The following is a 22126-nucleotide window of genomic DNA, read 5'->3' as shown; positions in this document are numbered from 1 at the left end:
ACCGGAAAAGGAAAATAGCATGGCTCTTCCCGAGTTCACCATGCGTCAGCTGCTGGAAGCTGGCGTTCACTTTGGTCACCAGACACAGCGTTGGAACCCCCGCATGGGCCCGTTCATCTACGGCTCGCGCAATGGCATCCACATCATGGACCTGACCCAGACTGTTCCTATGCTGGACCAGGCTCTGCAGGCTGTTCGTGACACCGTCGCAAAAGGTGGCCGCGTTCTGTTCGTTGGCACCAAGCGTCAAGCCGCTGGCCCGATCGCTGAAGCAGCAGAGAAGTCGGCTCAGTACTACATGAACCACCGCTGGCTGGGCGGCACTCTGACCAACTGGAAAACCGTTTCCCAGTCGATCAACCGTCTGAACCAGATCGACGAAGCAATGGAAGCCGGTGCAGAAGGCCTGACCAAGAAAGAGCGTCTGGGCATGGAGCGTGACCAGCAAAAGCTGCAGGCTTCGTTGGGTGGTATCCGTGAGATGGGCGGCGTTCCTGACCTGCTGTTCGTCATCGACGTCAAAAAAGAAGCACTGGCCATCGCAGAAGCGAACAAACTGGGTATCCCGGTTGTAGCTGTTGTCGACACCAACTGCTCGCCCGACGGCGTAGACTACATCATCCCCGGCAACGACGACGCAGCCCGCGCGATCTCGCTGTACTGTGACCTGGCCGCACGTGCCGCTCTGGACGGAATGACCGCTCAGTTGGGTGCAGCAGGCGTTGACCTGGGTGAGTTCGAAGAAGCTCCGGTTGAAGAAGCCGTTGCAGAAGAAGCCGCCGAAGCAGAAGCACCTGCTGAAGCGTAAGCTGCCCGTCACGTAAATGACATATGGGGCAGGGTATGACCTGCCCCAATTCCGTTTGAATTGAGGAGAGCCAAAAGATGGCAATCACAGCAGCAATGGTTAAAGAACTGCGCGACTCGACCGGCGCAGGCATGATGGACGCAAAAAAGGCGCTGACCGAAACCGGCGGCAACATGGACGAAGCCGTTGACTGGCTGCGTACCAAAGGCCTGGCCAAAGCGGCCAAAAAGTCCGGCCGTACCGCAGCAGAAGGTCTGGTTGCAGTTCACGTAAACGGTGGCAACGGTGTTGCTGTCGAAGTGAACTCTGAAACCGACTTTGTTGCGAAAAACGCTGAATTCCAGGAAATGGTTGGCAAGATCGCCTACGCTGCCGAAGGCGTCGACGACGTCGAAGCTCTGCTGGCTGCTGATCTGGGCGGCAAGAACGTTGCCGACACCCTGACCGACAAGATCGCCACCATTGGTGAAAACATGTCGGTTCGCCGCATGGCCAAACTGTCGGGCGACACCGTTGTTTCCTACGTACACAACGCGGCTACCAACGGCATGGGTAAAATCGGTGTTCTGGTTGCTCTGACCGGTGGCGACGAAGCGATCGGCAAGCAGGTTGCGATGCACATCGCAGCTGTAAACCCTGCCGCTCTGTCCGAAGCGGACATGGATCCAGCAGTTGTCGAGAAAGAAAAGCAGGTTCAGATGGACATCGCCCGTGAATCCGGCAAGCCGGAGCAGGTGATCGAAAAGATGATCGAAGGCCGCATGAAGAAATTCGTCGCGGAATCGACCCTGCTGAACCAGCAGTTCGTTGTGAACCCTGACCTGACCGTTGAAGCAGCGGCCAAAGAAGCAGGCGCAACGATCACTGGCTTTATTCGTCTGGAAGTCGGCGAAGGTATCGTTGTCGAAAAAGAAGACTTCGCAGCCGAAGTTGCCAAAGCCGCTCAGGGCTAAGGAATACACCCGGACCTCTAAAGGGGTCCGGAGTTTTTCCTATCAAACCGGTTACGCTCAGCGTGACCGGTTTTTTTTGTTCCAAGAATCAAAAAAGACGCCGAAGCGTCTTTTGTATTGGGATAGAATTGAGGGGCCCCGCATGATGGGGATGGTCGAGGCCCCCCAAAATTTCCGACAAAGGTACGTGGACGAATAGACGCCCCATTGTCAGAGCGATCGGAGAGCTCCGTTATTGCAAAGGTCCGACCAAATGTTCCCTGGCTAAAGCCACCACTCACGGAACAATATCACTTTGCAACTAGGCCCCGGATTCGGAAAGTCATGTTTTCCTTACCTAGAGTAAATTGACGCAATTTGGCGTCAATTTTGCCCCTTTAGACCTCCATGATGAACATCTGATTTTGCAAGGATGCCTTCAACACGGCTTGCGCTGTAGTCTCGACCGAAAGGGCTTCTCGTGCTAACCTGAGGTGCTTTTCAACTGTAGCCGCAGTTAGCCCCATCAAAAGCGCAATGTCCTGTGTCGTTTTTCCATCCCCAACCCATTGCAGGGCTTCCCTTTGACGCTTTGTCAACGCGCGGTTAGGCGCGTTATAGGGCAGGGTGAGGATCTTGAGGTGCGCAACATTGTTCATAAGCAGGATGTCATCACCGTGCTCAGCCCAAGTCGCGTCTACTTCTTCCTGACTCGCAGCATTTCCGGCCGACAGAGAAATAGCACCCTTGGACCGCATAGAAACCGATGTGAAACTGACTGTATACCCGTAGGTAACGCCGTGTGTTCTGTTAAACTCTAGGACCGCTTGTTCTTGTCGGGTTAGAACCCCGCCTGAGACCATTTCCTGGGCAATACTCCAACTGGCTGCGCCCTCGTTGTGCAGCGCCCATTTTAGCATTGGCGCATGGAAATATAGGCCGTCGCGGAGGAAACCATCCAAGTAAGGCTTTTCGTGATTTGTCAAAATCACAAAGTCTTCTGGGTCGCCGAGCGACGTTGCTGTGCGGTATTGCGTGTGGCCATAGATCAAACGGTCGAAACCAAAGCTCGCCATTTGACGGCAATGCGCATCCCAAAGCTCTTCTAATGTCTTGGTGTAGCTCAGAAAATGCAGGTATTCGACCAGCTTCATGCAGAGGCCTCTCTGCTTAAATGTGCTGACAATGCGTCCAGTGCAAACACATACCCTTGGGATCCAAAGCCGCAAATCTGTCCAACGGCAACTTTCGCGATATAAGAGACATGGCGGAAGGTTTCGCGCGCATGAATGTTCGAAAGGTGCACCTCAACGACTGGAAGTTCGACTGATGATATCGCATCCATGATGGCGATCGACGTATGCGTGAACGCCCCGGCATTCAGAACGATCCCGTCCTGCGTACCTTTGGCGGCATGGATTGCGTCAATCAACTCACCTTCGTGATTGGACTGAAAACAGGATACTTTCATGCCAATTGACTGCCCGTGCGTCTGACACAAGTCTTCAACCATTTTCAGAGTGGTACTGCCATAAACTTCGGGCTGGCGCGTGCCCAAAAGGTTTAGGTTCGGACCATTCAAAACCAGAATATTGTGCATTATTTCACTGTTCCCATGACAGGTTGATAAACGCGATTTAGTAGGGATGTCTACCTGCCAACGAACACGACATCACATTGGCTTTTGGCTCCCTAGGCCAAATCTTGTCCCAAACACCGCCTCACTTCACACTTCACCGACCGTTACCACGATCTTTCCTAACGCGGATCGGTCAGATAGCCGCAGTAGCGCCTCGGATGCCCGCTCCAGAGGATACCTTGAGCTTATCTGCGGTTTGACTTTACCTTCTTCATATAACCCAAACAATTCATTTATGTTTTCAAAATGACCTGAGGGTCCACGGAATACAGATGCGCCCCAAAACACACCAACAATTTGACAGCCTTTCAATAGAGGTAGGTTCAGAGGGATCTTTGGAATGCCCGCAGGGAAACCTACAACGAGATAGCGACCCTTCCATGCCATACTGCGCAGGGCGGGTTCAGCGTAATCGCCGCCTACAGCGTCGTAAACAACGTCCACACCTTCACCACGGGCTAGTGTTTTGATTTCCTTTGAGAAAGCCCTTTGTGCTTCTCTATCCATTTCGCGCGAATATAGCAGAGTTTCGTACGCTCCTATTCGGCGACAAAAATCCGCTTTATCCTGCGAAGAAACCGCCGCGATCACGCGTGCTCCCATTGCCTTTCCCAATTCAATGGCCGCGGAACCTACGCCTCCTGCGGCACCAAGAACCAACAGGGTTTCACCCGGCCTAATCGCAGCCCGGTCTTTTAGGGCATGATAAGATGTTCCGTATGTGAAAACGAAACAAGAGGCCTCATCAAAGGGCATTGTTTCCGGAAACTTGATCGCTGATTTGGCGTTTAGGATTAGATGAGTAGCAAACCCGCCGTGGCCACAAAGGGCAAGAACTCTGTCACCGGCCTCAAACCCGGTCACTCCTTCACCGACAGACTGAACCACCCCAGAGATTTCACCGCCGGGCGAAAATGGTCTGGGCGGTTTCATCTGGTATAAATCCTGGATGATCAGAGTGTCCGGAAAATTCACACCCGCCGCCTTGACCTTAACCAGCAATTCGCCCTTTCCGGGCACAGGGTCGGGCAGGGTGGTCAATTCCAAAGTGTCCGGCCCACCCGGGGCGACGCTGAGTAAAGCTTGCATGTTCTGCCTATTGTCCCTGTTATTCAATCAGGAGGAGCTTTGGCGCAGCGACGTGTGTTGTCAAGAAACCAAGCGGGTGCAAACCTGACAAGGATTTCTCGAGGGCATCGAACACTCAGCGCCAACAAGAATGACCGAGGACAACACATGACACCGGAAACACTTTTTTACTTGCAGGGCAAGACCGCTTTGGTGACCGGAGGTGCCACTGGCATCGGACGTATGGCCGCCGAAGCATTGGTACGCGCAGGAGCACGAGTTCTGATTGCATCGCGCAAGGGTGAAGCATGTGAAGCCGAAGCGGCGGAACTGAACGCCCTCGAGGCATCCGGAAGCGCTGAAGGGTTCGGCGGTGATGTTGGGTCGGAGGAGGGGATCGAGGCCCTTGTATCCGAAGTAAAGGGTCGCACGGAAAGACTCGAAATTCTTATGAATAACTCTGGAATCTCTTGGGGCGCGCCTATGGGGAAATTTCCGTACGATGCGTGGGAAAAAGTCATGTCGGTCAACGTTGCCGCTACGTTTGAACTGACGCAAAAACTATTACCGATGCTTCAGGCATCCGGGACTCCAGATGACCCGGCACGCATTGTTAATGTGGGGTCGGTCATGGGAGAAGTACCTATGGGAGACGGAGCCTATAGCTATTCGGCCTCGAAAGCGGCGGTGATACACCTAACCAAAATCATGGCCAAGGAGCTCGCTCCTCACCACATCACAGTCAACGCACTGGCACCCGGTCCGTTTGTTTCCAGGATGACTGCGTTCGCCACGGCGGACGTAGAAAAACGCGAAAAGGTTGGCAATTCTGTTCCTTTGGGCCGCGTTGGTCGGGACGATGACATAGCCGGCTGTGTGCTGTTTCTATGCGGGCGCGGTGGCAGCTATGTAACAGGCGGCGTGATCCCTGTTTCCGGTGGCATAAACGTGGCGGCCGGCGGTGATATATTTGCTGCGGCGCGATAAGGGTTAAGTCGAATGACAGACAGCACTGACCTGGATTTGACGGCCGTTGACGCATATCTCAGAGAACACCTCGACGGTTACTGTGGTCCCTTAGAGGCAACAAAGTTTGATGTCGGCCAATCAAATCCGACCTTTGAGCTACGAACACCCACAAAATCCTATGTACTGCGCCGCAAACCACCGGGCGTTTTGCTGAAGTCTGCCCATGCAGTTGACCGGGAGTTTCGGGTGCAGACAGCATTGGCGGACACCAAAGTTCCGGTCCCGCGAATGTATCACTTGTGCCAAGAAAGCTCTGTAATAGGGTCTGATTTCTACGTCATGGAGCGCCTCGACGGACGCACGTTTCTTGAGCCAACTATGGAAGGCGAAAGCAACGAAGTCCGCTCGGCTGTTCTGGACGAGATGAACCGTGTTCTGGCCGAGCTGCACTTGGTGGATATAGAGGCGGTTGGCCTGTCCGATTACGGCCCACCTGGGAACTACTTTGAACGTCAGATCGCGCGTTGGACAAAGCAATACCGCTCATCTGAAACTTCATCAATCGCAGAAATGGACAGGTTGATAACCGCGCTTGATCAATTGATCCCCGCAGATGATGGGCAACGTACGTTGGTCCACGGCGATTACCGCATTGATAACCTAATGTTCGAGAAAGACGGGACTGCTTGCATTGGTGTTTTGGATTGGGAGCTTTCGACCATCGGCCATCCGTACGCCGATCTGGCAGCGGTGATTATGCAGTGGCAGATGCCTCCCGGCACCGAGGGCCGCGGCCTGGCCGGTATAGATCGCGCCAGCTTGGGTTTGCCGTCTGATCAGGCCTTCATAGACAAGTACTGCCAACGCAGGGGATTAACCGGCATCGAGAACTTCGGGTTTTACTTGGCCTTTAACTTCTTTCGAATGGCTGCAATTCTACAAGGTGTCTACAAACGCGCGCTGGATGGAAACGCATCGGACCCAAAAAGGGCGCAAGTGTTCGGAACCTTTGTACCCGTCTTTGCGCAACATGGGCTGCTGGCTTTGGACCACTAAAACTATGCCGCCCGCGTCAATTCCAACTCAAGATTACCGAGACTGTTTTTTCCAAAGAACATCTCGTTCTTGACGAACATGCTGGGCACGCCGAACACGCCTCTTTTCACGGCGGCTTTAGTTTGATCCTTAAGGCGCTGTTTAATTTGTAGATCAGTCATCGCCTCGCGCATTTTGCGTGTTGGAAGGCCATTTTCTTGCAGGATTTCTGACAAAACCCCAATGTCATCAACGTTCTGACCGTGAACCCAAATCGCTTCAAATATCGCGTCCATATATTTGTTTTCCCACGGCTTTCCTGAAGCATAAAGCGCACCTCGCATGGCAAACTTTGTGTTGATCGGAAAGTGAGGGCTCATGTGAAAGCTAACGTTCCTTGCCCGTGCATATCGGTGCAGGTCATGAGTCAGGTAAGCCGACTTCTGCCGGTTCTCGGAAAACGCTTTAAAGGGGCTTTGGTTATTCGTCGCCTTGAAGACGGTCGCAAGCAAAACGGGAACATAGTTGACCTGCGCACCATGCGCTTTGGCAACATCTGGCAGTGTTTTGTATGCTAAGAACGCGTTCGGACTGCAGAAATCATAAACAAAATCAATATTCTGAGCCATGTTTCTCCTCCGGGAAATGTTCCACGAAAACCCACGCACTCGCAATATTCGAATCTTACACCATCCCAGTGTAACAGGGCCCGCCGTCAATACGTATTGTTTCGCGGGAAATGAGGCCACCGTCGGACGAATTCCCTGTTAATTCAGAGCACAAGCCAGCAAACTCCCGACCAACAACCAGAAGGGTCTCGGGCTATGAGCAATCAATCACAATTCGACGCAGAAAGGCTAAATCGAATTACGGCTTGGATGCAGGGTTACGTCGACCAAAGGAAATACGCCGGCAGTTCTTTGTTGATTAAGCACAAAGGAGCTGAGGTTTTTTTCAATTCGTGTGGCCGCCGCAATGTGGAACAATATCTTCCATATCAACGCGATACGATCACACGCATATACTCCATGACGAAACCCGTCACCACGGTTGCGCTCATGATGTTGGTAGAGCGCGGAATGCTGCACCTGGACGCTTCGTTATCAGAGTTTATTCCAGATTTTCAGAATATGCAGGCCCTTGTTCCGGGGGCAAAACGTCTGGATCAAACAGAAGCAGCGCCGTCGCCGTCGCTTCATCAACTCCTAACTCACACGAGTGGCCTAAGCTATCCTTTCAACCCCGGAATTCTTGCTGAAGCGATGGATGAAAGGGAGCTAATTTTTAAACCAAACCAAGGGCTTTTGGCTGACCGCGTGCGAGAGTTAGCAGAGCTTCCGCTGGCATTTCAACCTGGCACCCGATGGGAATACTCGGTGGGGATCGACGTCATCGGACGGGTAATCGAGGTGGTTTCAGGAAAACGCCTCGACCAGTTCCTTGCCGAGGAGATTTTCGAGCCGCTCGGAATGCACGAAACCGGGTTTTCGGTTCCTTCAGGGGCAGGGGACCGATTTGCCTCGTTGTATACGCCACTCGCTGGCGACGCTATGGCGCTAAACTCCGCAGACACTGGAGGGGATACTCTTCGCCTTGTCGACGAGCCCGGCACCTCGCCCTTTGAGAGCGCAGAAACTTTCTCAGGCGGTGGTGGTTTGGTCAGCACCATTGACGACTATGCTCGATTTGCTGAAATGCTGCGCCAACGGGGGCAGGGACTACTTGGCCCCAACACCATAGACTTTATGCTTCGCAACCACTTACCGGGCGATATTGCATCAATGGGCCCTCAGAGTTTTGCCGAACAGCCGATGGAAGGAACCGGTTTCGGGCTAGGTGGCGCTGTCATTCTTAACCCTGGCAGAACACGTGTGCCGGGCTCTGTCGGAGATTTCAGTTGGGGTGGCATGGCCTCGACATTCTTTTGGATCGATCGCGTCAACGATCTTACGGCTGTTTTCTTTACACAGTTATCGCCGTCGAGCTCATATCCTTCACGCGCTGAACTAAAAGCACTTGTCCTCGGGGCAATGATTGAATGACGACCTGAGCACTGATACCCAATCCAAACCACACCAACCGGAGCTCCGAACATGACCGAAGCAGAACGCGTACTTCTGGACCTTTTGAACATCGAAGGGCTTGAAGTGGATTTGTTTCGCGGCACTGGCTCTGGCGGGGAAACACCGATGCGTATATTCGGCGGACAGGTTATCGCCCAGGCGTTGGCGGCGGCGTACCGTACTGTAGAAGATCGTCTCTGTCATTCGCTACACGCGTATTTCATTCGGCCGGGTGATCCGTCTAAAACTGTTATTTATCAAGTAGATAGAGCGCGAGATGGAGGTTCGTTTACCACCCGGCGAGTTGTAGCAATTCAGAATGGTAAGCAGATTTTGAACATGTCCGCATCGTTCCATGTTCAGGATGACGGCTGGGACCATCACCACCCTATGCCTGAAATGGACGCACCAGAGCAGTACCCGTCGCGAGATGAACTAAGAAAGCAATACGTAGACCAGGTACCAGAGGTCCTGCGTGGAGAGCTTTTACGACAGCGCCCGATTGAGGTTCGTGAAGCCAGCCATCTAAATCCATTCACTCCGGAAAAAGCGGATGACCGCAATCAGATTTGGTTTCGCATGAATGCCGCAGCAGGCGCGGATCCCGTTACTCAACACCTCTTGTTGGCGTATGCCTCAGACATGTACCTGATGAGCTCGGGAATGCGGCCTCACGGCTTAAGCTGGTTCTCAAACGATGTAAGTGGAGCCAGCTTGGATCATGCCTTGTGGTTTCATGAGCCAGTTCATTTCGAGAACTGGCATCTTTACTCAATGGATTCTCCGTGGAGCGGGCGAGGGCGGAACTTTAACCGCGGATCCATCTATTCTCAGGACGGCACCTTGGTTGCTTCGGTAGCGCAAGAAGGCTTAATGCGAAAAGCGAAGAAACGACCTTAAAATCACTCGATAAACTGCTGATTTAACTTACGCATTCCGCCAAGCCAACGATCGTAATCTCCGGCTTTGTGACGAATATACTCTAGGACCTGAGGATGCGGCAGCACAAGAAACTGTTCTGTTTCAAGGGCTTCGACGCAAGCCTGTGCTACGTCCTCGGGCTCCAACATTCCATCTATTGAGGCCACCGATGTCTCGTGCCCACGCGTCATCGGAGATCGCACAGCTTGCGGACACAAAACCGAAACGCGCAGTCCTTTATGGCCATACGTCAACGACAGCCATTCAGCGAAGCCCACAGCTGCATGCTTGGTAACGCCGTATGGCGCAGCTCCAGGTTGGTTCAAAAGACCTGCCGCCGAAGCCGTCGTCATGATGTATCCGCCGCCGCGTTCAACCATTCGCGGAACCAGATGCCGCGCAGTCCAAACATGGGACATGACGTTGATTTTCCAAATTTTCTCCCAATCTTCATCGGGAACATCGAGGCCGCCTAGAGTCAAAATTCCAGCGTTTGCACAAAACAGATCAATGGGACCGATAGTGTCTTCGACAGTGTCAATCAGGTCTTTGACGTTTCTTTCTGAAGAGACATCGCAAGGCATAGAATAGCCACCGATACCGTCAGCAACGTTGTTGACGGCGTCCACGTCGATATCCGCGCACACGACACGAGCACCTTCGCGCGCGAAACGTTCAGCTAAACCTTTGCCGATTCCATGCGCAGCGCCGGTTACGACAACGGTTTTTCCTTGCAACTTCATGAGTGACTCCAAAGCTTACGATCAAAATGTGATCGTAAGCTATTGGTAGTAATAAGGAAGCGTATTCAGTGGTTTAGTTTTTTAACATAATACCGATTACACGCTATACCGATTAGCTCAATAGAACGCCTGCAAACCGGTCTGAGCCCGCCCCAGGATCAACGCGTGAACGTCATGCGTGCCTTCATAGGTGTTCACCGTCTCAAGGTTCACCATGTGGCGAATAACCTGAAACTCCAAGGAAATCCCATTTCCACCGTGCATGTCACGCGCCATACGAGCTACATCGAGTGCCTTACCGCAGTTGTTACGCTTTACGATCGAAATCATTTCCGGCGCAGCCTCGGCCTGATCCATCAGACGACCAACGCGCAAACTTCCCTGAAGCGCCAATGCAATTTCAGTCTGCATGTCCGCTAGCTTACGCTGAAACAGCTGGGTTTGTGCCAACGGCTTATCAAATTGTTTTCTATCCAGCCCGTACTGACGCGCACCATGCCAACAGCATTCGGCTGCCCCCATAACGCCCCAGCTGATGCCATAACGTGCACGGTTCAAACATCCAAACGGACCTTTCAAGCCTTGCACATGAGGTAACAGAGCGCCCTCGTCCACCTCGACACCGTCCAGAACGATTTCTCCGGTGATCGAAGCTCTGAGACTCATTTTGTTTTGAATCTTTGGAGCGCTGAGACCTTGTAGCCCTTTATCAAGAACAAAGCCCCGAATTTTGCCGTCATGCGCGTCGGATTTTGCCCAGACAACAAAAACGTCAGCGATCGGAGAATTCGATATCCACATTTTACTGCCGGTAAGCCTGTAACCACCGTCAATCTTCTCGGCGCGAGTTTTCATGCCGGCTGGGTCCGAACCAGCGTCGGCCTCGGTCAAACCAAAGCACCCAATCCATTCACCGCTGGCGAGCTTTGGCAGGTACTTGCGGCGCTGTTCTTCACTGCCGTAAGCATAAATGGGATACATCACCAACGAGCTTTGGACGGACATCATCGAGCGGTAACCCGAATCCACACGCTCAATCTCGCGCGCGACCAGACCGTAAGAAACGTAACCCGAACCTAAGCCACCGTATTCTTCGGGAATCGTAATCCCCAAAAGGCCCATTTCCCCCATTTCGCGAAAGATTTCAGGGTCAGTTTCTTCGTTTTGAAAGGCTTCGGTGACCCTTGGCTGCAGCTTTTCCTGCGCATACGCGTTAGCACTTGCTGCGATCATGCGCTCGTCTTCGGATAGCTGGTCAGCCAGGCGAAACGGGTCATCCCAAGTGAATCGACCCATGTCAGGCGCATCTTTTGCACGCAGTGTCGGCTTGGTGTCAGGGGCGTTCATAATGCATCTCCGCTAAGTCAGCTTTGCCGCAAACTAACCCGCGCAATCAGCAAAAAACAGTAAGAGTTTTGCATCTGACTATGAGCAAAACTCATAGCATGCTGACAACACCCCTGCCCGGTTCAACCCAACGCGTAACCAGCGCCTCGAACCGTCCTTACAGGATCTTCGCCACCGTGCTGCGTCAACGCTTTCCGCAACCTACCGATGTGCACATCGACGGTACGGGTATCCACATAGATGTCGCGCCCCCAAACCCGGTCGAGCAACTGTTCACGACTCCAAACACGGCCGGGCTTTTCCATGAAGGTACTCAACAGGCGAAACTCGGTTGGACCCAGTTTCAAAGGTTTGCTGTTTCGACTGACCTTGTGCGTTTCCGAATCCAGTACGATATCGTCAAATTCCAGCCGAATTCCCACAGTTGCAGGTCGAACGCGCCGCAGTTGGGTTCGCACCCGAGCCATCAACTCCACGACCGAATAAGGTTTGACCACGTAGTCATCAGCGCCTGTTTCCAGACCCCGAACCTTGTCCACTTCTTCTGAACGAGCTGACAGCATGATTATGGGAATTGACCGCGTATCAGGGCGCGTTTTCAACCGGCGGCAAACTTCGATGCCGCTGAGGTTGGGCATCATCCAATCCAAAACGATGATGTCCGGGCTTTCCTCGTCAACCAACAGCAACGCTTCGTCCCCGCTGGCCGCCTTGGCCACACGGAACCCCTCTGCTTCGAGGTTGTAAGCCAACACTTCGCGTTGCGCTAATTCATCCTCGACAACCAGAACCATGGGCTGATCAGCAGACATTATTCAGTTCCCTTATACGGATTGAGACGTGATATCAGCTTTAGGTCGGGCTTCGGTCGGGCGTTCACCCGTCACCAGGTAAACAACCTGCTCGGCAATCGCGGTCACATGGTCGCCCATACGCTCGATGTTCTTTGCGATGAAATGCAGGTGCATACAGGACGAAATGTTGCGCGGATCTTCAGCCATAAACGTCAGGAATTCACGGAAAAGACCGTTGTACATTTGGTCAACCTCCTCATCCCGATCAATCACGTCCGCAGCCAGTTCAGCATCACGCTGAATATAGGCATCCAGCGCGTCGCGAAGCATCCGCTCAACCTCACGCGCCATACGGCGCAGGGCTGCGGCACTTCCGTTAATTTCACCAGCATTGACCAAAACCGTTGTCCGTTTGGCAATGTTCTTCGAGTAGTCGCCAATACGCTCGAGGTTGGCTGAGACCTTCAGAACAGAGAGAACCAGACGCAGGTCTCCAGCTGTCGGTGATCGCAATGCGATCAAACGCGCCGTTTCTTCGTTGATCATGTCTTCAAGCGCATCAATGGCCTTGTCGCCCTGACGGACCTGCTGCGCCAACTCTTCGTCACGGGCCTCAAGTGACCGCGCGGAGCCCATGATGGCGGCTTCGACCAATCCGCCCATTTTCATGATGTGCGCCTGAATGGCTTCGAGGTCGCGATCGAAAGCAGATGCTATGTGTTGTTCGGTCATGTCTAGATACCTGTGCTCAGCCGATCCGGCCTGTAATGTAGCTTTCCGTGCGAGGATCTTCGGGGTTGGTAAAGATCTGCCCAGTCTCACCAAATTCAACCAGATTTCCGAGGTGGAAGAACGCTGTCTTCTGGCTGACGCGCGCGGCCTGTTGCATCGAATGGGTCACGATCACCACCGAATAGCGCGAACGCAGTTCATCGATCAGTTCTTCAACCTGCGCAGTAGCGATCGGATCAAGGGCCGAGCACGGTTCGTCCATCAGCAGAACTTCGGGCTCGGTCGCCACGGCGCGTGCGATGCACAAACGCTGTTGCTGTCCGCCGGACAGGCCGGTTCCCGGAGCGTCCAAACGGTCTTTGACCTCGTCCCAAATCGCGCCACGCCGCAGAGATTTCTCTACGATTTCATCCAGTTCAGCCTTATTCTTGGCAAGGCCATGGATACGCGGGCCATATGCGACGTTATCATAAATCGACTTTGGGAACGGGTTCGGCTTTTGGAACACCATTCCGACCTTTGCGCGCAACTGCACCGGGTCGACCCGCTTGTCATAGATGTCTTCGCCATCTAGCAGGATATCGCCTTTGACCCGGCAGATATCGATCGTGTCATTCATCCGGTTCAGGCAGCGTAAGAAAGTAGACTTGCCGCAACCAGACGGGCCAATGAAGGCAGTAACCGTTTTGTCTTCGATCTCAACATTCACGTCTTTGATCGCGTGAGTGTCACCGTAATACACCTGAACATCGTTCGCGGCGATCTTGATAGCTTTGGAGTCCACGGTTCTCTCCACTCGTGTCATATCGTTCATTATAAGCCCCTTTACCAGCGGCGTTCAAAGCGGCGGCGTAGGATGACCGCGATGGTGTTCATTGTCACGAGGAAGATCAACAGGATGATGATGCCTCCCCATGCGCGTTCATAGAAAGCCGGGTCAGCACGCTTGGACCATTCGTAGATCTGCGCCGGCATGGCTGAGTTGGGTGACAGGAAGCCAGCGACGATGCCATCCGGCGGGTTCGAAGCGATAAAGCCAACCATCCCGATCAACAGCAGCGGTGCAGTTTCCCCCAGCGCCTGCGCTAGGCCAATGATGGTGCCGGTCAGGATACCGGGTGCAGCCAGCGGCAGAACATGGTGGAATACCGCCTGCATTTTCGAGGCCCCTACCCCAAGCGCCGCGTCACGGATCGACGGCGGAACCGCCTTCAGCGACGCGCGGGTCGAGATGATAATCGTTGGCAAAGTCATCAGCGTCAGCACCAAACCACCGACAAGCGGCGCCGAGGTCGGCAGGTGCATGTAGTTGATGAACACAGCCAGACCCAGAATACCGAACACGATGGAAGGAACCGCGGCCAGATTTGAGATGTTAACCTCGATGATGTCTGTTAGGCGGTTCTGCGGCGCGAATTCCTCAAGATAGATCGAGGCCGCAACACCAATCGGCAAGGCCAGCGCCAGCACCACGAACATCATGAACAGCGACCCCAACATGGAGACACCGATCCCCGCAGCCTCGGGCCGCTGGTCAGAGGCGTCCGCGCCGAAGATGAAGTCCGGGTTGAAGGCCTTGTACAACACGCCCGCATCGCGCAGTTGGTCTACAAAATCCAGTTGCGCGACCGAGATGCTCTTGTCGTTGGCAATGGACTCGCGGGTTACGCGGCCTTTCATATAGCCATCGACACGGCTGTTGACCAAAAAGCGGAAGCTGACCGTTTGACCGATCTTATCGGGGTTGGCGATAACATAATTCCGCAGCTCAGCTTGTGCGGCCTTAGACAGGATTTTGCCCATCTCCTTGGGCGACAGATCCGTCTGGATACCCAGCTCAGCGACCTCTGCCTCCAGTGCCGACGCAATCAGCGGCGCATAGCCAAACGTCGAGACTTTCTTGATGTCCTCAATATTGCGGTTGCCCTTCTTGTCCAGCTTGTCTTCCTTCAGCTCGACATTCAGCTCAAGAAAGCTCTGCTGAAATGCACCGGTGCCGGCGGTCACAATGTTGGTGACCAGAACGATAAGCATCAGTAGGCCAACACCAATGGCGGCGATGCCGTACAGCTTGAAGCGGCCTTCGGCGGCGTTGCGGCGTTTGGTGCGCGTGTCCTGTTCGAACAGCGAGCCACCTTTGGGCTTCGCAGCAGGAGCAGCGGCAGGGGTTTGGGAAATATCGGTCATTCGTACTGCTCCCGGTATTTGCGTACGATGTAGAGGGCGAAGATGTTCAGTCCCAGCGTAATGACAAACAGTGTCAGACCCAAGGCAAAGGCCACTAGGGTTTCGGGGCTGGCAAAGTCGGTATCGCCTGTCAGCTGACTAACAATCCGCGTAGTGATCGTGGTCATTGCTTCAAACGGGTTACCCGAGAACTTGGCAATCGCACCGGCGGCCATAACTACGATCATGGTTTCTCCGATGGCCCGGCTTGCGGCCAGCAGGATCGCACCCACGATACCCGGCAGCGCCGCGGGCAGAACCACCTGGCGAACGGTTTCGGATTTCGTTGCACCCAGCCCCAGCGAGCCGTCCCGCATTGATTGCGGAACCGCGTTGATGATGTCGTCCGACAGCGACGAAACAAACGGGATCAGCATGATGCCCATAACCAGACCAGCCGTCAGAACCGCGTTGGAACTGGCCATCCAGCCCACTCCCAACATGCCTCCATCACCGAACATCGACACCAAAGCGGGGCCAACTGTCAGCAGGGCAAACAGACCATAAACGATGGTTGGAATACCGGCTAGAATCTCAAGCAGCGGCTTCGCGACTGCTCGGGTGGCCCCTGATGCATATTCCGACAGGTAAATTGCGGCAAACAAACCAATCGGCACTGCCACCAGCAGTGCAATCACTGAAATATAGAGTGTGCCCCATAGCAGCGGCAAGATCGACAGTTCGCTTCCGCCTCTGAAGTTCGGTGCCCACGTGCTTCCAAAGAAGAAGTCCTTCCAAGAATGCAGTTGAAAAAAGTTCATCGTTTCAAACAGCATCGATAGGACGATTCCGACCGTTGTCAGAATCGCAATCGAGGCCGCCAAAAGCAGCAGGGCCAAGATCCCTTGCTCGACCACATTACGTGCCCGAAAGTCTTTGTGCGTCCGGACGTATGCAAAGGCTGCACCCAACAATGCCAGCGCCAGCACTATAACCTGCATAGCAACCGAACCGATCGACGTCATGCTGCGATACTTCTGGGCCGCTACCAAGATCGGCTGGGTGATATCCTGTGTCAGAACTTGGCCGGCATTTTTCAGCGTTTTGGTCAGATCGTCGATATCCGCGTCGGCATTCTGCGCCAGTGCTTCCGACATCGCGCCTGATTCAACTGCGCCATCCAAACCATAAGCAACACGACGAACCTCGCTCATGATCAAACCACGATCGGAACCTTCGGGTATCGACTGATCGGGAATGAGACCGGACACGGTACTGTTCACGATCATCGGTTGAACCAGAAGCCAGACAATCAGAACGCCCAGAGCAGGAACCAAAGCCGTCAGAGCGACGTTATAGCCATAGTAAGACGGTAGAGAGTGCAACTCGCGGGCGTCACCCCCCGCACTTGCCAATGCACGGGACCGACCCGTGAAATATCCGATCACTGCCAGCGCAAGCAGGATAAACAACAGCCAGGATAACGCCATAAGAACTCCGTGGGGATGGCAGAGATGGAGTCAAAAAGAACCGGGGCGCGCTTAAGACGCCCCGGTTCCGTTCGCAAGGGTGATTAGGAACCGCCGCCCAGAACGGTTTCGTTTGCAACAGCTTCCTGAACTTTTACCAGTTCCGGATCCGAGACCAGGCCGTATTCGGCCAGCGGGCCGTCGGGGCCAGCAATCTCGTCTGCAACGAAGAACTCAGCATATTCTTTAAGGCCGGGGATAACGCCGATGTGTGCTTTCTTCACGTAGAAGAACAGCGGACGGGATACCGGGTACTCACCTGTCGCGATCGATTCAGTCGACGGAACAATGCCCGACATGGTCGCAACTTGCAGTTTGTCGGTGTTGTTTTCGTAGAACGCCAGACCAAAGACGCCGATGCCGTCTTTGTTGCTGTCGATGCGAGCCAGAGTTTCGGTGTAGTCGCCGTCGATGTCGACCGAAACGCCGTCGGTGCGCAGAGCGATACAAGCTTTTTCAGCCGCTTTCTTCTTGGCTTTGTCGCTGTCGCCTTCTGCGGCGGCCAGGTAAGCGTCAAAGTCACCCAGGTGCTCACAGCCTGCCAGGATCACTTTGTCTTCGAACACTTCACGGGTGCCGTGCTTGGTGCCCGGGATGAAGGCTGCGATCGGCTGCGCCGGGAACGCAGGGTTCACGTCGGCCCAGGTTTTGTTCGGATTGTCGACCAGTTGGCCGTCAACAACAACCTGAGCGGACAGCGCTTTGTACCAATCTTCCGGCGTAAACTCGAACGAGTTGCCGTTGATGTCGGATGCGAAAACGATGCCGTCATAACCGATCTGAACTTCGATGATGTCGGTTACGCCGTTATCGGCACAGGCTTTAATTTCTTTCTCGCGGATTTGGCGCGATGCGTTTGCAACGTCGATGGTGTTTTCACCAACGCCTTCGCAGAAACGCTTCAGGCCAGCCGAGGAACCGCCCGATTCAACAACAGGTGTCGGGAAGTCAAAGTTTTCACCGAAGGCTTCAGCCACGATCGAAGCGTAAGGTAGCACGGTAGAGGAACCAGCAACCTGCACTTGATCACGAGCGGCGGCCGTAGTGGCCGATACAGCAGCGATGGCAAGAGCCGAAGCCGACAGTTTTACAAAGGACATTTCAGTCTCCTTGAGAAATGTAAGTTCTGATCACCCCCATGATGATCTTGCGCGAACCTCTACGGGTCGTGCGTAAGCCTTTTGTGACAGGTATGTAACAGCTTTATGACAGGTGCCTAGAAAATGCGTTTTAAGTGCGCAAAGCTGCCATGCGGCGTTTACATACCGGCTCGAACATCGCTTGGCAGATCTAGTAACGGCGGCGGTTAACGCGGCAGAATCACAGTGAAAACCGCGCCCTTGCCAAGCTCACTTTCAACCCTCAGCCGTCCGCGGTGACGGTTGATAATATGTTTTACAATAGCAAGCCCTAGTCCTGTTCCGCCCAGTTGTCGGGATCTGTGGCTGTCTGCTCGATAGAACCGCTCAGTCAATCTCGGCAAGTGAATCGCATCGATTCCTGGTCCCTTGTCGATAATCTGAACCCTGACAGCGGGCCCGCGCATTGCGGTGTCTCGTTCAGATGAAACCAGTCGCACTTCCACGCTGCCGCCACTGCCACCGTATTTGATTCCGTTTTCGATCAAATTCGTAAAAACTTGGCGCAACTGATCGCTGTCTCCGATCAGAGAAACGGGATCCTCAGGTGCATCGAGTGTCAGCACTACATTCGCATCTTCGGCAAGAGGCCGCAAATTGTTCAACGTAGATTGCAAAAGACCAGTCAATTCCAACTGTTCCTTGGGGCGCACCCTCTCTTCACTTTCAACACGGTTCAGAGACAGCAAGTCCCCAACCAAACGGTTCATTCGGTTGGCTTCGTCCGTCATGATCTGAAGGAAACGTTCACGCGCGGCCGCGTCATCGCGCGCTGGGCCCCGCAGAGTTTCTATGAATCCCATCAACGCAGTTAGAGGGGTGCGCAATTCATGACTGACGTTTGCCACGAAATCCCGCCGCATCTGGCTGGCTTGCTCCAAGTGGGTGACATCCTGAAACACAGTCAGAACCGCGCCGCCGTCGACCGCCCCTACCCCATTCATATATCGGCATTCGACCTCGAACGTGGTGTCCTGTGCACCGTCATTCGAAAGATGTTTGGTTTTGGCCGGGCCTTTCGTGCGAAGGCTCTGCTCCATCGCATCGATAACCTGCGGCTGCCGTAGGATCGTCGCAAAATGCCTGTTGACGATATTCTGCCCCAACAGCGTTCTTGCGTCAGTGTTGGCCGCTATTATCCGCTCGGTCTGATCAACCACAAGAGCAGGCATGGGAACGGCCGAAACGAGTTCGGCAAGCAGATCGGTTGACATGAATTCGGTCTCTTTTGCGTTGCTTGAGCCGCCTTACGACACGGGCTTTAAGCTTTTGCGAAACTTGCGCATGTTTTCCTGATAGTGCAGCGCGCTGAACGTTATGCGTTGGGCGGCCGCGTCGTCCAATTGCCGTACGACCTTACCCGGCGATCCCATGACCAAGGAATTGTCCGGTATTTCCTTGCCTTCGGTGATCAAAGCTCCTGCACCGATCAGGCAGTTTTTGCCGATCTTTGCGCCGTTCAGCACAATTGCGCCCATCCCGATCAGAGTGTTTTCCCCAATCGTGCATCCGTGCAGCATAACTTTGTGCCCAATTGTACAGTTTTTGCCAATTGTCAGAGGGTATCCAGCGTCAATGTGCATGACGCAGTTTTCCTGAACATTGCTACCTTCACAAACCCGAATCTCTTCGTGGTCAGCTCGAATGGTGCAGCCGAACCAAACCGAGGCTCCTTGCTCTAGCACCACTTTGCCGATCAGGTTCGCATCCGGTGCCACCCAAGTATCTTCGTGGACAACCGGCGCGTGCTCACCAAGCGCATAGAGTGTCATGACAGCCCCTCGAATTCACTTTGCAGCGTGCGAACATGCTCTTGCAGCTTGGGTTGCTGGATACGGCGCATGCGTTCCGCACTCACAATGGTCTTTAGCTTTTCTTCGGTCGCATCCAGATCATCGTTGACCAAGACGTAGTCGTAATAGCCCCAGTGACTGATCTCGTCCCAGCTTTTCAGCATACGCTTTGCGATAACCTCATAGCTGTCCTGCCCACGGCTTTCTAGCCGGCGACGCAGTTCTGGGATCGACGGTGGAAGGATAAAGATAGACAGGGCGTGTTTGCCAAGGTCCGAGTTCCTGATTTGAACCTCACCCTGCCAATCGACGTCAAACAAAACGTCTTTGCCGGAATTTATGGACTCGCGTACTGGCCCGGCTGGGGATCCATAAAAATTACCAAACACGTGCGCGTGCTCAAGCATCTGACCTTCGGAGACCTGTTGTCTAAAGGCATCCTCGCTAAGGAAATAATATTCACGCCCATGCTCTTCACCCGGACGAGGTGCCCGCGTCGTAGCCGAGACAGAAAACTCCAGGCCCGTGTCCCACTGCATCAGCCGCTTGGCTAAAGTTGATTTACCAGCCCCCGAAGGCGAGGACAAAATGATTAAAAGGCCGCGTCGATCCGCCATTAGGGGAGCTCCCGTCGTTATTCGATGTTCTGCACTTGCTCGCGCATCTGGTCTATTACGGCTTTCAACTCAAGCCCTACCGAAGTCAGCTCGGCACTTTGCGCCTTTGAACACAGTGTATTGGCCTCGCGGTTGAATTCTTGCATGAGAAAATCCAGCTTGCGACCAACTGCGGCGTCCTGTGACAGCAAATCACGCGCTGCAACCACGTGGGCTTTCAGACGATCAATCTCTTCGGTGATATCAGCCTTGACCGCGATAAGGGCCAATTCCTGCGCTACACGGTCTGGGTCTGCGCCCTGCGAGTTATCCAACACCCGTGCGAGATTATCGCGCAGCGCCTCAGCCATCTTTTCCTTGCGCTGTTCTGCCAGTTCCGCAGCGCTGTCTGTTAGATCGGTCACTTGGTTGAGCTGTCCGTCTATAATTTCTGACAACGCCTGGCCTTCGGACTCGCGCATTTCGATAAATGCTGCCAGCAAGTCGGCAAATTCCGTTGTCAGTTGAGCCACTAACGGGGCTGGGTCGTCAACTTCACTGCCCGCATCCAACATCCCCTTCAGCGCGACGAGATCAGCCGCCGTTGATTGGGCCAGCGTGACTCCGCTGGCTGTTGCCATCTCCTGAGTTCGAGCCAAAGCCGTCAGAACCGCATCCATTGCGGCTTCGTTCAGGACAAGGTCAGGCGCAGTTTCATCTCTGCTCAGCCTCAACGACAGCGTAACATTTCCGCGGCTCAGGGTTTTCGACATCTTTCCCCTAAGCGCTGTTTCCAAACCCGTTAGCCAATCGGGCACGCGAATGCGCATGTCCAGCCCTTTGCCGTTGACGCTTCGCAATTCCCAGGCCCAGCTATGAGGCCCAAAAGTCCCTTTGCCCGAAGCAAAACCGGTCATGGATCTGATCATGCCTGCCCTTTCCTTCTCTACCCATCTCCGCGTGACTGTCGCACCTAAAGCCATCGGACCACCCAGAGCAAGTGTTTGCTGAGTCTTGCCGCGTTGGGGAGAAGTTAACCATTCGTTAAAGATTTGCTCCAAAATTGACTCAACCTCGGTCAATCTGACTTCAGCAGGTGCTGGTCAGTCTTGAAAGGCCCCGATATCTGGCATTTTAAGAAAATGACGGTCGATTGACGCTAGGGTGATGAAAATGAAATCTTTTTTCGGGACCGGTTTCGGGTCAAAATTTGGAAAGATCGTCGCAATGGATCGCTTTGACAATGGGCGCAGCCTTTCGCCCATCCGACAGGCAGAGGCATATTGGACTGCCCTACTGACCGGTGACGGAGTTCCGATGCGGTCGCAAATTGACCCGCGCGGCCTTGAGAATGTCCTTCAGTACGCGTTCATTCTGGAACGCATAGCGCCGGGATTGGCACGGTTTCGTCTGGCCGGCAGCCATTTGAACGATTTGGCGGGTATGGAGGTTCGGGGCATGCCACTCACCGCGTTCGTCGAAGCCGGCAGCCGGGACGAAGTCAAGCACTTGATGGAAAACGTGTTCTCTCAACCCGGGATCGCAGAGCTGGAACTTGTTTCGACAGGTCAATTGGGCCGTACGCGAATGCAAGCGCGGATGATCTTGTTGCCGCTGAAAAGCGATTTGGGAGATGTCAGCCGTATCTTGGGCGTCATGATCTCAGATGGAGCGATTGGCGCCACACCAAGACGGTTCACATTATCCGATAGCCATTTTCGTCCAGTGGCCGATGTTCAAGCTCCACCGCAGCCAAAGGAAAGCGCGCACGCGTTCGCCGAGGACAAGGCAGAGTTCAAGCGGCCGGGATCTCACCTTAGGTTGGTAGCGTCACGTGAGGAATGAAAAAAGG

General features: G+C 54.0%; 23 protein-coding genes. 7 read left to right on the top strand and 16 right to left on the bottom strand.

The features are described from left to right. Positions 1-19: 19 nt before the first annotated feature. The gene (gene rpsB, locus ACR0EO_RS03410) at positions 20-808 is read left to right on the top strand and encodes a 30S ribosomal protein S2 (protein ID WP_480687021.1); all 789 of its coding nucleotides are present in this window, start codon (positions 20-22) and stop codon (positions 806-808) included. Positions 809-885: 77 nt separating this feature from the next. Then, positions 886-1761: a translation elongation factor Ts gene (gene tsf / locus ACR0EO_RS03405; RefSeq protein WP_480687019.1), complete on the top strand. Its 876-nt coding sequence runs from the start codon at positions 886-888 to the stop codon at positions 1759-1761. Between the two features lie 377 nt (positions 1762-2138). On the opposite strand, the gene ACR0EO_RS03400 is transcribed toward tsf, so the two are convergent. The 3 genes from ACR0EO_RS03400 to ACR0EO_RS03390 all read right to left on the bottom strand — a co-directional run bounded on the left by ACR0EO_RS03400 (position 2139) and on the right by ACR0EO_RS03390 (position 4468). Then, on the bottom strand, positions 2139-2894 hold the full coding sequence (locus tag ACR0EO_RS03400; protein WP_480687017.1) for a helix-turn-helix transcriptional regulator: 756 nt from the start codon (positions 2892-2894) through the stop codon (positions 2139-2141). Continuing rightward, a complete protein-coding gene (gene aroQ, locus ACR0EO_RS03395; RefSeq protein WP_480687015.1) occupies positions 2891-3340 on the bottom strand; it encodes a type II 3-dehydroquinate dehydratase in 450 nt (149 codons plus the stop codon). Before aroQ ends, ACR0EO_RS03400 begins: the two co-directional genes overlap by 4 nt. A 126-nt stretch (positions 3341-3466) precedes the next feature. Further along, positions 3467-4468 carry an NADPH:quinone oxidoreductase family protein gene (locus ACR0EO_RS03390; protein WP_480687013.1) on the bottom strand — a complete coding sequence of 334 codons (1002 nt, stop codon included), beginning with the start codon at positions 4466-4468 and terminating at the stop codon, positions 3467-3469. Between the two features lie 147 nt (positions 4469-4615). On the opposite strand from ACR0EO_RS03390, the gene ACR0EO_RS03385 reads away from it, so the two are divergent. Both ACR0EO_RS03385 and ACR0EO_RS03380 read left to right on the top strand, forming a co-directional pair. After that, on the top strand, positions 4616-5434 hold the full coding sequence (locus ACR0EO_RS03385) for an SDR family NAD(P)-dependent oxidoreductase (RefSeq protein ID WP_480687011.1): 819 nt from the start codon (positions 4616-4618) through the stop codon (positions 5432-5434). Positions 5435-5446: 12 nt separating this feature from the next. Next, positions 5447-6472, top strand: a complete 1026-nt coding sequence (locus ACR0EO_RS03380) for a phosphotransferase family protein (protein WP_480687009.1) — start codon at positions 5447-5449, stop codon at positions 6470-6472. A 2-nt stretch (positions 6473-6474) separates the two neighbouring features. Here ACR0EO_RS03380 and ACR0EO_RS03375 read toward each other — a convergent pair whose 3' ends face one another. Next, a complete protein-coding gene (locus ACR0EO_RS03375; protein WP_480687007.1) occupies positions 6475-7080 on the bottom strand; it encodes a DsbA family protein in 606 nt (201 codons plus the stop codon). A gap of 195 nt (positions 7081-7275) precedes the next feature. Between ACR0EO_RS03375 and ACR0EO_RS03370 the strand changes: the two genes are divergently transcribed. Next, positions 7276-8493: a serine hydrolase domain-containing protein gene (locus ACR0EO_RS03370; protein WP_480687005.1), complete on the top strand. Its 1218-nt coding sequence runs from the start codon at positions 7276-7278 to the stop codon at positions 8491-8493. A 51-nt stretch (positions 8494-8544) separates the two neighbouring features. After that, the gene (locus ACR0EO_RS03365) at positions 8545-9414 is read left to right on the top strand and encodes an acyl-CoA thioesterase (protein WP_480687003.1); all 870 of its coding nucleotides are present in this window, start codon (positions 8545-8547) and stop codon (positions 9412-9414) included. Positions 9415-9416: 2 nt separating this feature from the next. On the opposite strand, the gene ACR0EO_RS03360 is transcribed toward ACR0EO_RS03365, so the two are convergent. The 12 genes from ACR0EO_RS03360 to ACR0EO_RS03305 all read right to left on the bottom strand — a co-directional run bounded on the left by ACR0EO_RS03360 (position 9417) and on the right by ACR0EO_RS03305 (position 21203). Next, the gene (locus tag ACR0EO_RS03360) at positions 9417-10178 is read right to left on the bottom strand and encodes an SDR family oxidoreductase (protein ID WP_480687001.1); all 762 of its coding nucleotides are present in this window, start codon (positions 10176-10178) and stop codon (positions 9417-9419) included. Positions 10179-10295: 117 nt separating this feature from the next. Beyond that, positions 10296-11525 (bottom strand): acyl-CoA dehydrogenase, encoded by a 1230-nt coding sequence (locus ACR0EO_RS03355; protein WP_480686999.1) that lies wholly within the window; start codon positions 11523-11525, stop codon positions 10296-10298. Between the two features lie 122 nt (positions 11526-11647). After that, positions 11648-12337, bottom strand: coding sequence for a phosphate regulon transcriptional regulator PhoB (gene phoB / locus ACR0EO_RS03350; RefSeq protein WP_480686997.1), 690 nt, complete (start codon positions 12335-12337; stop codon positions 11648-11650). 12 nt (positions 12338-12349) lie between these two features. Next, a complete protein-coding gene (phoU, locus tag ACR0EO_RS03345) occupies positions 12350-13051 on the bottom strand; it encodes a phosphate signaling complex protein PhoU (RefSeq protein ID WP_480686995.1) in 702 nt (233 codons plus the stop codon). A gap of 16 nt (positions 13052-13067) precedes the next feature. Further along, on the bottom strand, positions 13068-13865 hold the full coding sequence (gene pstB / locus ACR0EO_RS03340; RefSeq protein ID WP_480686993.1) for a phosphate ABC transporter ATP-binding protein PstB: 798 nt from the start codon (positions 13863-13865) through the stop codon (positions 13068-13070). A gap of 11 nt (positions 13866-13876) precedes the next feature. Then, positions 13877-15238, bottom strand: coding sequence for a phosphate ABC transporter permease PstA (gene pstA / locus ACR0EO_RS03335; protein ID WP_480686991.1), 1362 nt, complete (start codon positions 15236-15238; stop codon positions 13877-13879). Continuing rightward, on the bottom strand, positions 15235-16707 hold the full coding sequence (pstC, locus tag ACR0EO_RS03330; RefSeq protein ID WP_480686990.1) for a phosphate ABC transporter permease subunit PstC: 1473 nt from the start codon (positions 16705-16707) through the stop codon (positions 15235-15237). The genes pstA and pstC overlap by 4 nt, the downstream gene beginning before the upstream one ends. An 83-nt stretch (positions 16708-16790) precedes the next feature. After that, on the bottom strand, positions 16791-17846 hold the full coding sequence (locus tag ACR0EO_RS03325) for a substrate-binding domain-containing protein (RefSeq protein WP_480686989.1): 1056 nt from the start codon (positions 17844-17846) through the stop codon (positions 16791-16793). Positions 17847-18052: 206 nt separating this feature from the next. Beyond that, positions 18053-19099, bottom strand: coding sequence for a sensor histidine kinase (locus tag ACR0EO_RS03320; protein ID WP_480686988.1), 1047 nt, complete (start codon positions 19097-19099; stop codon positions 18053-18055). 33 nt (positions 19100-19132) lie between these two features. Further along, the gene (locus ACR0EO_RS03315) at positions 19133-19657 is read right to left on the bottom strand and encodes a gamma carbonic anhydrase family protein (RefSeq protein WP_480686987.1); all 525 of its coding nucleotides are present in this window, start codon (positions 19655-19657) and stop codon (positions 19133-19135) included. Next, positions 19654-20295, bottom strand: a complete 642-nt coding sequence (gmk, locus tag ACR0EO_RS03310) for a guanylate kinase (protein ID WP_480686986.1) — start codon at positions 20293-20295, stop codon at positions 19654-19656. Before gmk ends, ACR0EO_RS03315 begins: the two co-directional genes overlap by 4 nt. Positions 20296-20312: 17 nt before the next feature. Next, a complete protein-coding gene (locus ACR0EO_RS03305) occupies positions 20313-21203 on the bottom strand; it encodes a YicC/YloC family endoribonuclease (RefSeq protein WP_480686985.1) in 891 nt (296 codons plus the stop codon). 244 nt (positions 21204-21447) lie between these two features. On the opposite strand from ACR0EO_RS03305, the gene ACR0EO_RS03300 reads away from it, so the two are divergent. After that, positions 21448-22119: a PAS domain-containing protein gene (locus ACR0EO_RS03300; RefSeq protein WP_480686984.1), complete on the top strand. Its 672-nt coding sequence runs from the start codon at positions 21448-21450 to the stop codon at positions 22117-22119. Positions 22120-22126: the final 7 nt, after the last annotated feature.

The organism is Ruegeria sp. BE9 (genome assembly GCF_056538765.1).
This window is presented reverse-complemented; position numbering and strand designations above follow the sequence as displayed.

Coding starts and splice junctions, on each gene's coding strand:
- ACR0EO_RS03355 (WP_480686999.1), bottom strand. CDS start 11,525: ATGAACGCCCCTGACACCAAGCCGACACTGCGTGCAAAAGATGCGCCT.
- rpsB (WP_480687021.1), top strand. CDS start 20: ATGGCTCTTCCCGAGTTCACCATGCGTCAGCTGCTGGAAGCTGGCGTT.
- gmk (WP_480686986.1), bottom strand. CDS start 20,295: ATGGCGGATCGACGCGGCCTTTTAATCATTTTGTCCTCGCCTTCGGGG.
- phoU (WP_480686995.1), bottom strand. CDS start 13,051: ATGACCGAACAACACATAGCATCTGCTTTCGATCGCGACCTCGAAGCC.
- phoB (WP_480686997.1), bottom strand. CDS start 12,337: ATGTCTGCTGATCAGCCCATGGTTCTGGTTGTCGAGGATGAATTAGCG.
- ACR0EO_RS03385 (WP_480687011.1), top strand. CDS start 4,616: ATGACACCGGAAACACTTTTTTACTTGCAGGGCAAGACCGCTTTGGTG.
- ACR0EO_RS03300 (WP_480686984.1), top strand. CDS start 21,448: ATGAAATCTTTTTTCGGGACCGGTTTCGGGTCAAAATTTGGAAAGATC.
- ACR0EO_RS03360 (WP_480687001.1), bottom strand. CDS start 10,178: ATGAAGTTGCAAGGAAAAACCGTTGTCGTAACCGGCGCTGCGCATGGA.
- ACR0EO_RS03390 (WP_480687013.1), bottom strand. CDS start 4,468: ATGCAAGCTTTACTCAGCGTCGCCCCGGGTGGGCCGGACACTTTGGAA.
- ACR0EO_RS03365 (WP_480687003.1), top strand. CDS start 8,545: ATGACCGAAGCAGAACGCGTACTTCTGGACCTTTTGAACATCGAAGGG.
- aroQ (WP_480687015.1), bottom strand. CDS start 3,340: ATGCACAATATTCTGGTTTTGAATGGTCCGAACCTAAACCTTTTGGGC.
- pstC (WP_480686990.1), bottom strand. CDS start 16,707: ATGGCGTTATCCTGGCTGTTGTTTATCCTGCTTGCGCTGGCAGTGATC.
- pstB (WP_480686993.1), bottom strand. CDS start 13,865: ATGAACGATATGACACGAGTGGAGAGAACCGTGGACTCCAAAGCTATC.
- ACR0EO_RS03325 (WP_480686989.1), bottom strand. CDS start 17,846: ATGTCCTTTGTAAAACTGTCGGCTTCGGCTCTTGCCATCGCTGCTGTA.
- tsf (WP_480687019.1), top strand. CDS start 886: ATGGCAATCACAGCAGCAATGGTTAAAGAACTGCGCGACTCGACCGGC.
- pstA (WP_480686991.1), bottom strand. CDS start 15,238: ATGACCGATATTTCCCAAACCCCTGCCGCTGCTCCTGCTGCGAAGCCC.
- ACR0EO_RS03315 (WP_480686987.1), bottom strand. CDS start 19,657: ATGACACTCTATGCGCTTGGTGAGCACGCGCCGGTTGTCCACGAAGAT.
- ACR0EO_RS03320 (WP_480686988.1), bottom strand. CDS start 19,099: ATGTCAACCGATCTGCTTGCCGAACTCGTTTCGGCCGTTCCCATGCCT.
- ACR0EO_RS03305 (WP_480686985.1), bottom strand. CDS start 21,203: ATGATCAGATCCATGACCGGTTTTGCTTCGGGCAAAGGGACTTTTGGG.
- ACR0EO_RS03400 (WP_480687017.1), bottom strand. CDS start 2,894: ATGAAGCTGGTCGAATACCTGCATTTTCTGAGCTACACCAAGACATTA.
- ACR0EO_RS03370 (WP_480687005.1), top strand. CDS start 7,276: ATGAGCAATCAATCACAATTCGACGCAGAAAGGCTAAATCGAATTACG.
- ACR0EO_RS03380 (WP_480687009.1), top strand. CDS start 5,447: ATGACAGACAGCACTGACCTGGATTTGACGGCCGTTGACGCATATCTC.
- ACR0EO_RS03375 (WP_480687007.1), bottom strand. CDS start 7,080: ATGGCTCAGAATATTGATTTTGTTTATGATTTCTGCAGTCCGAACGCG.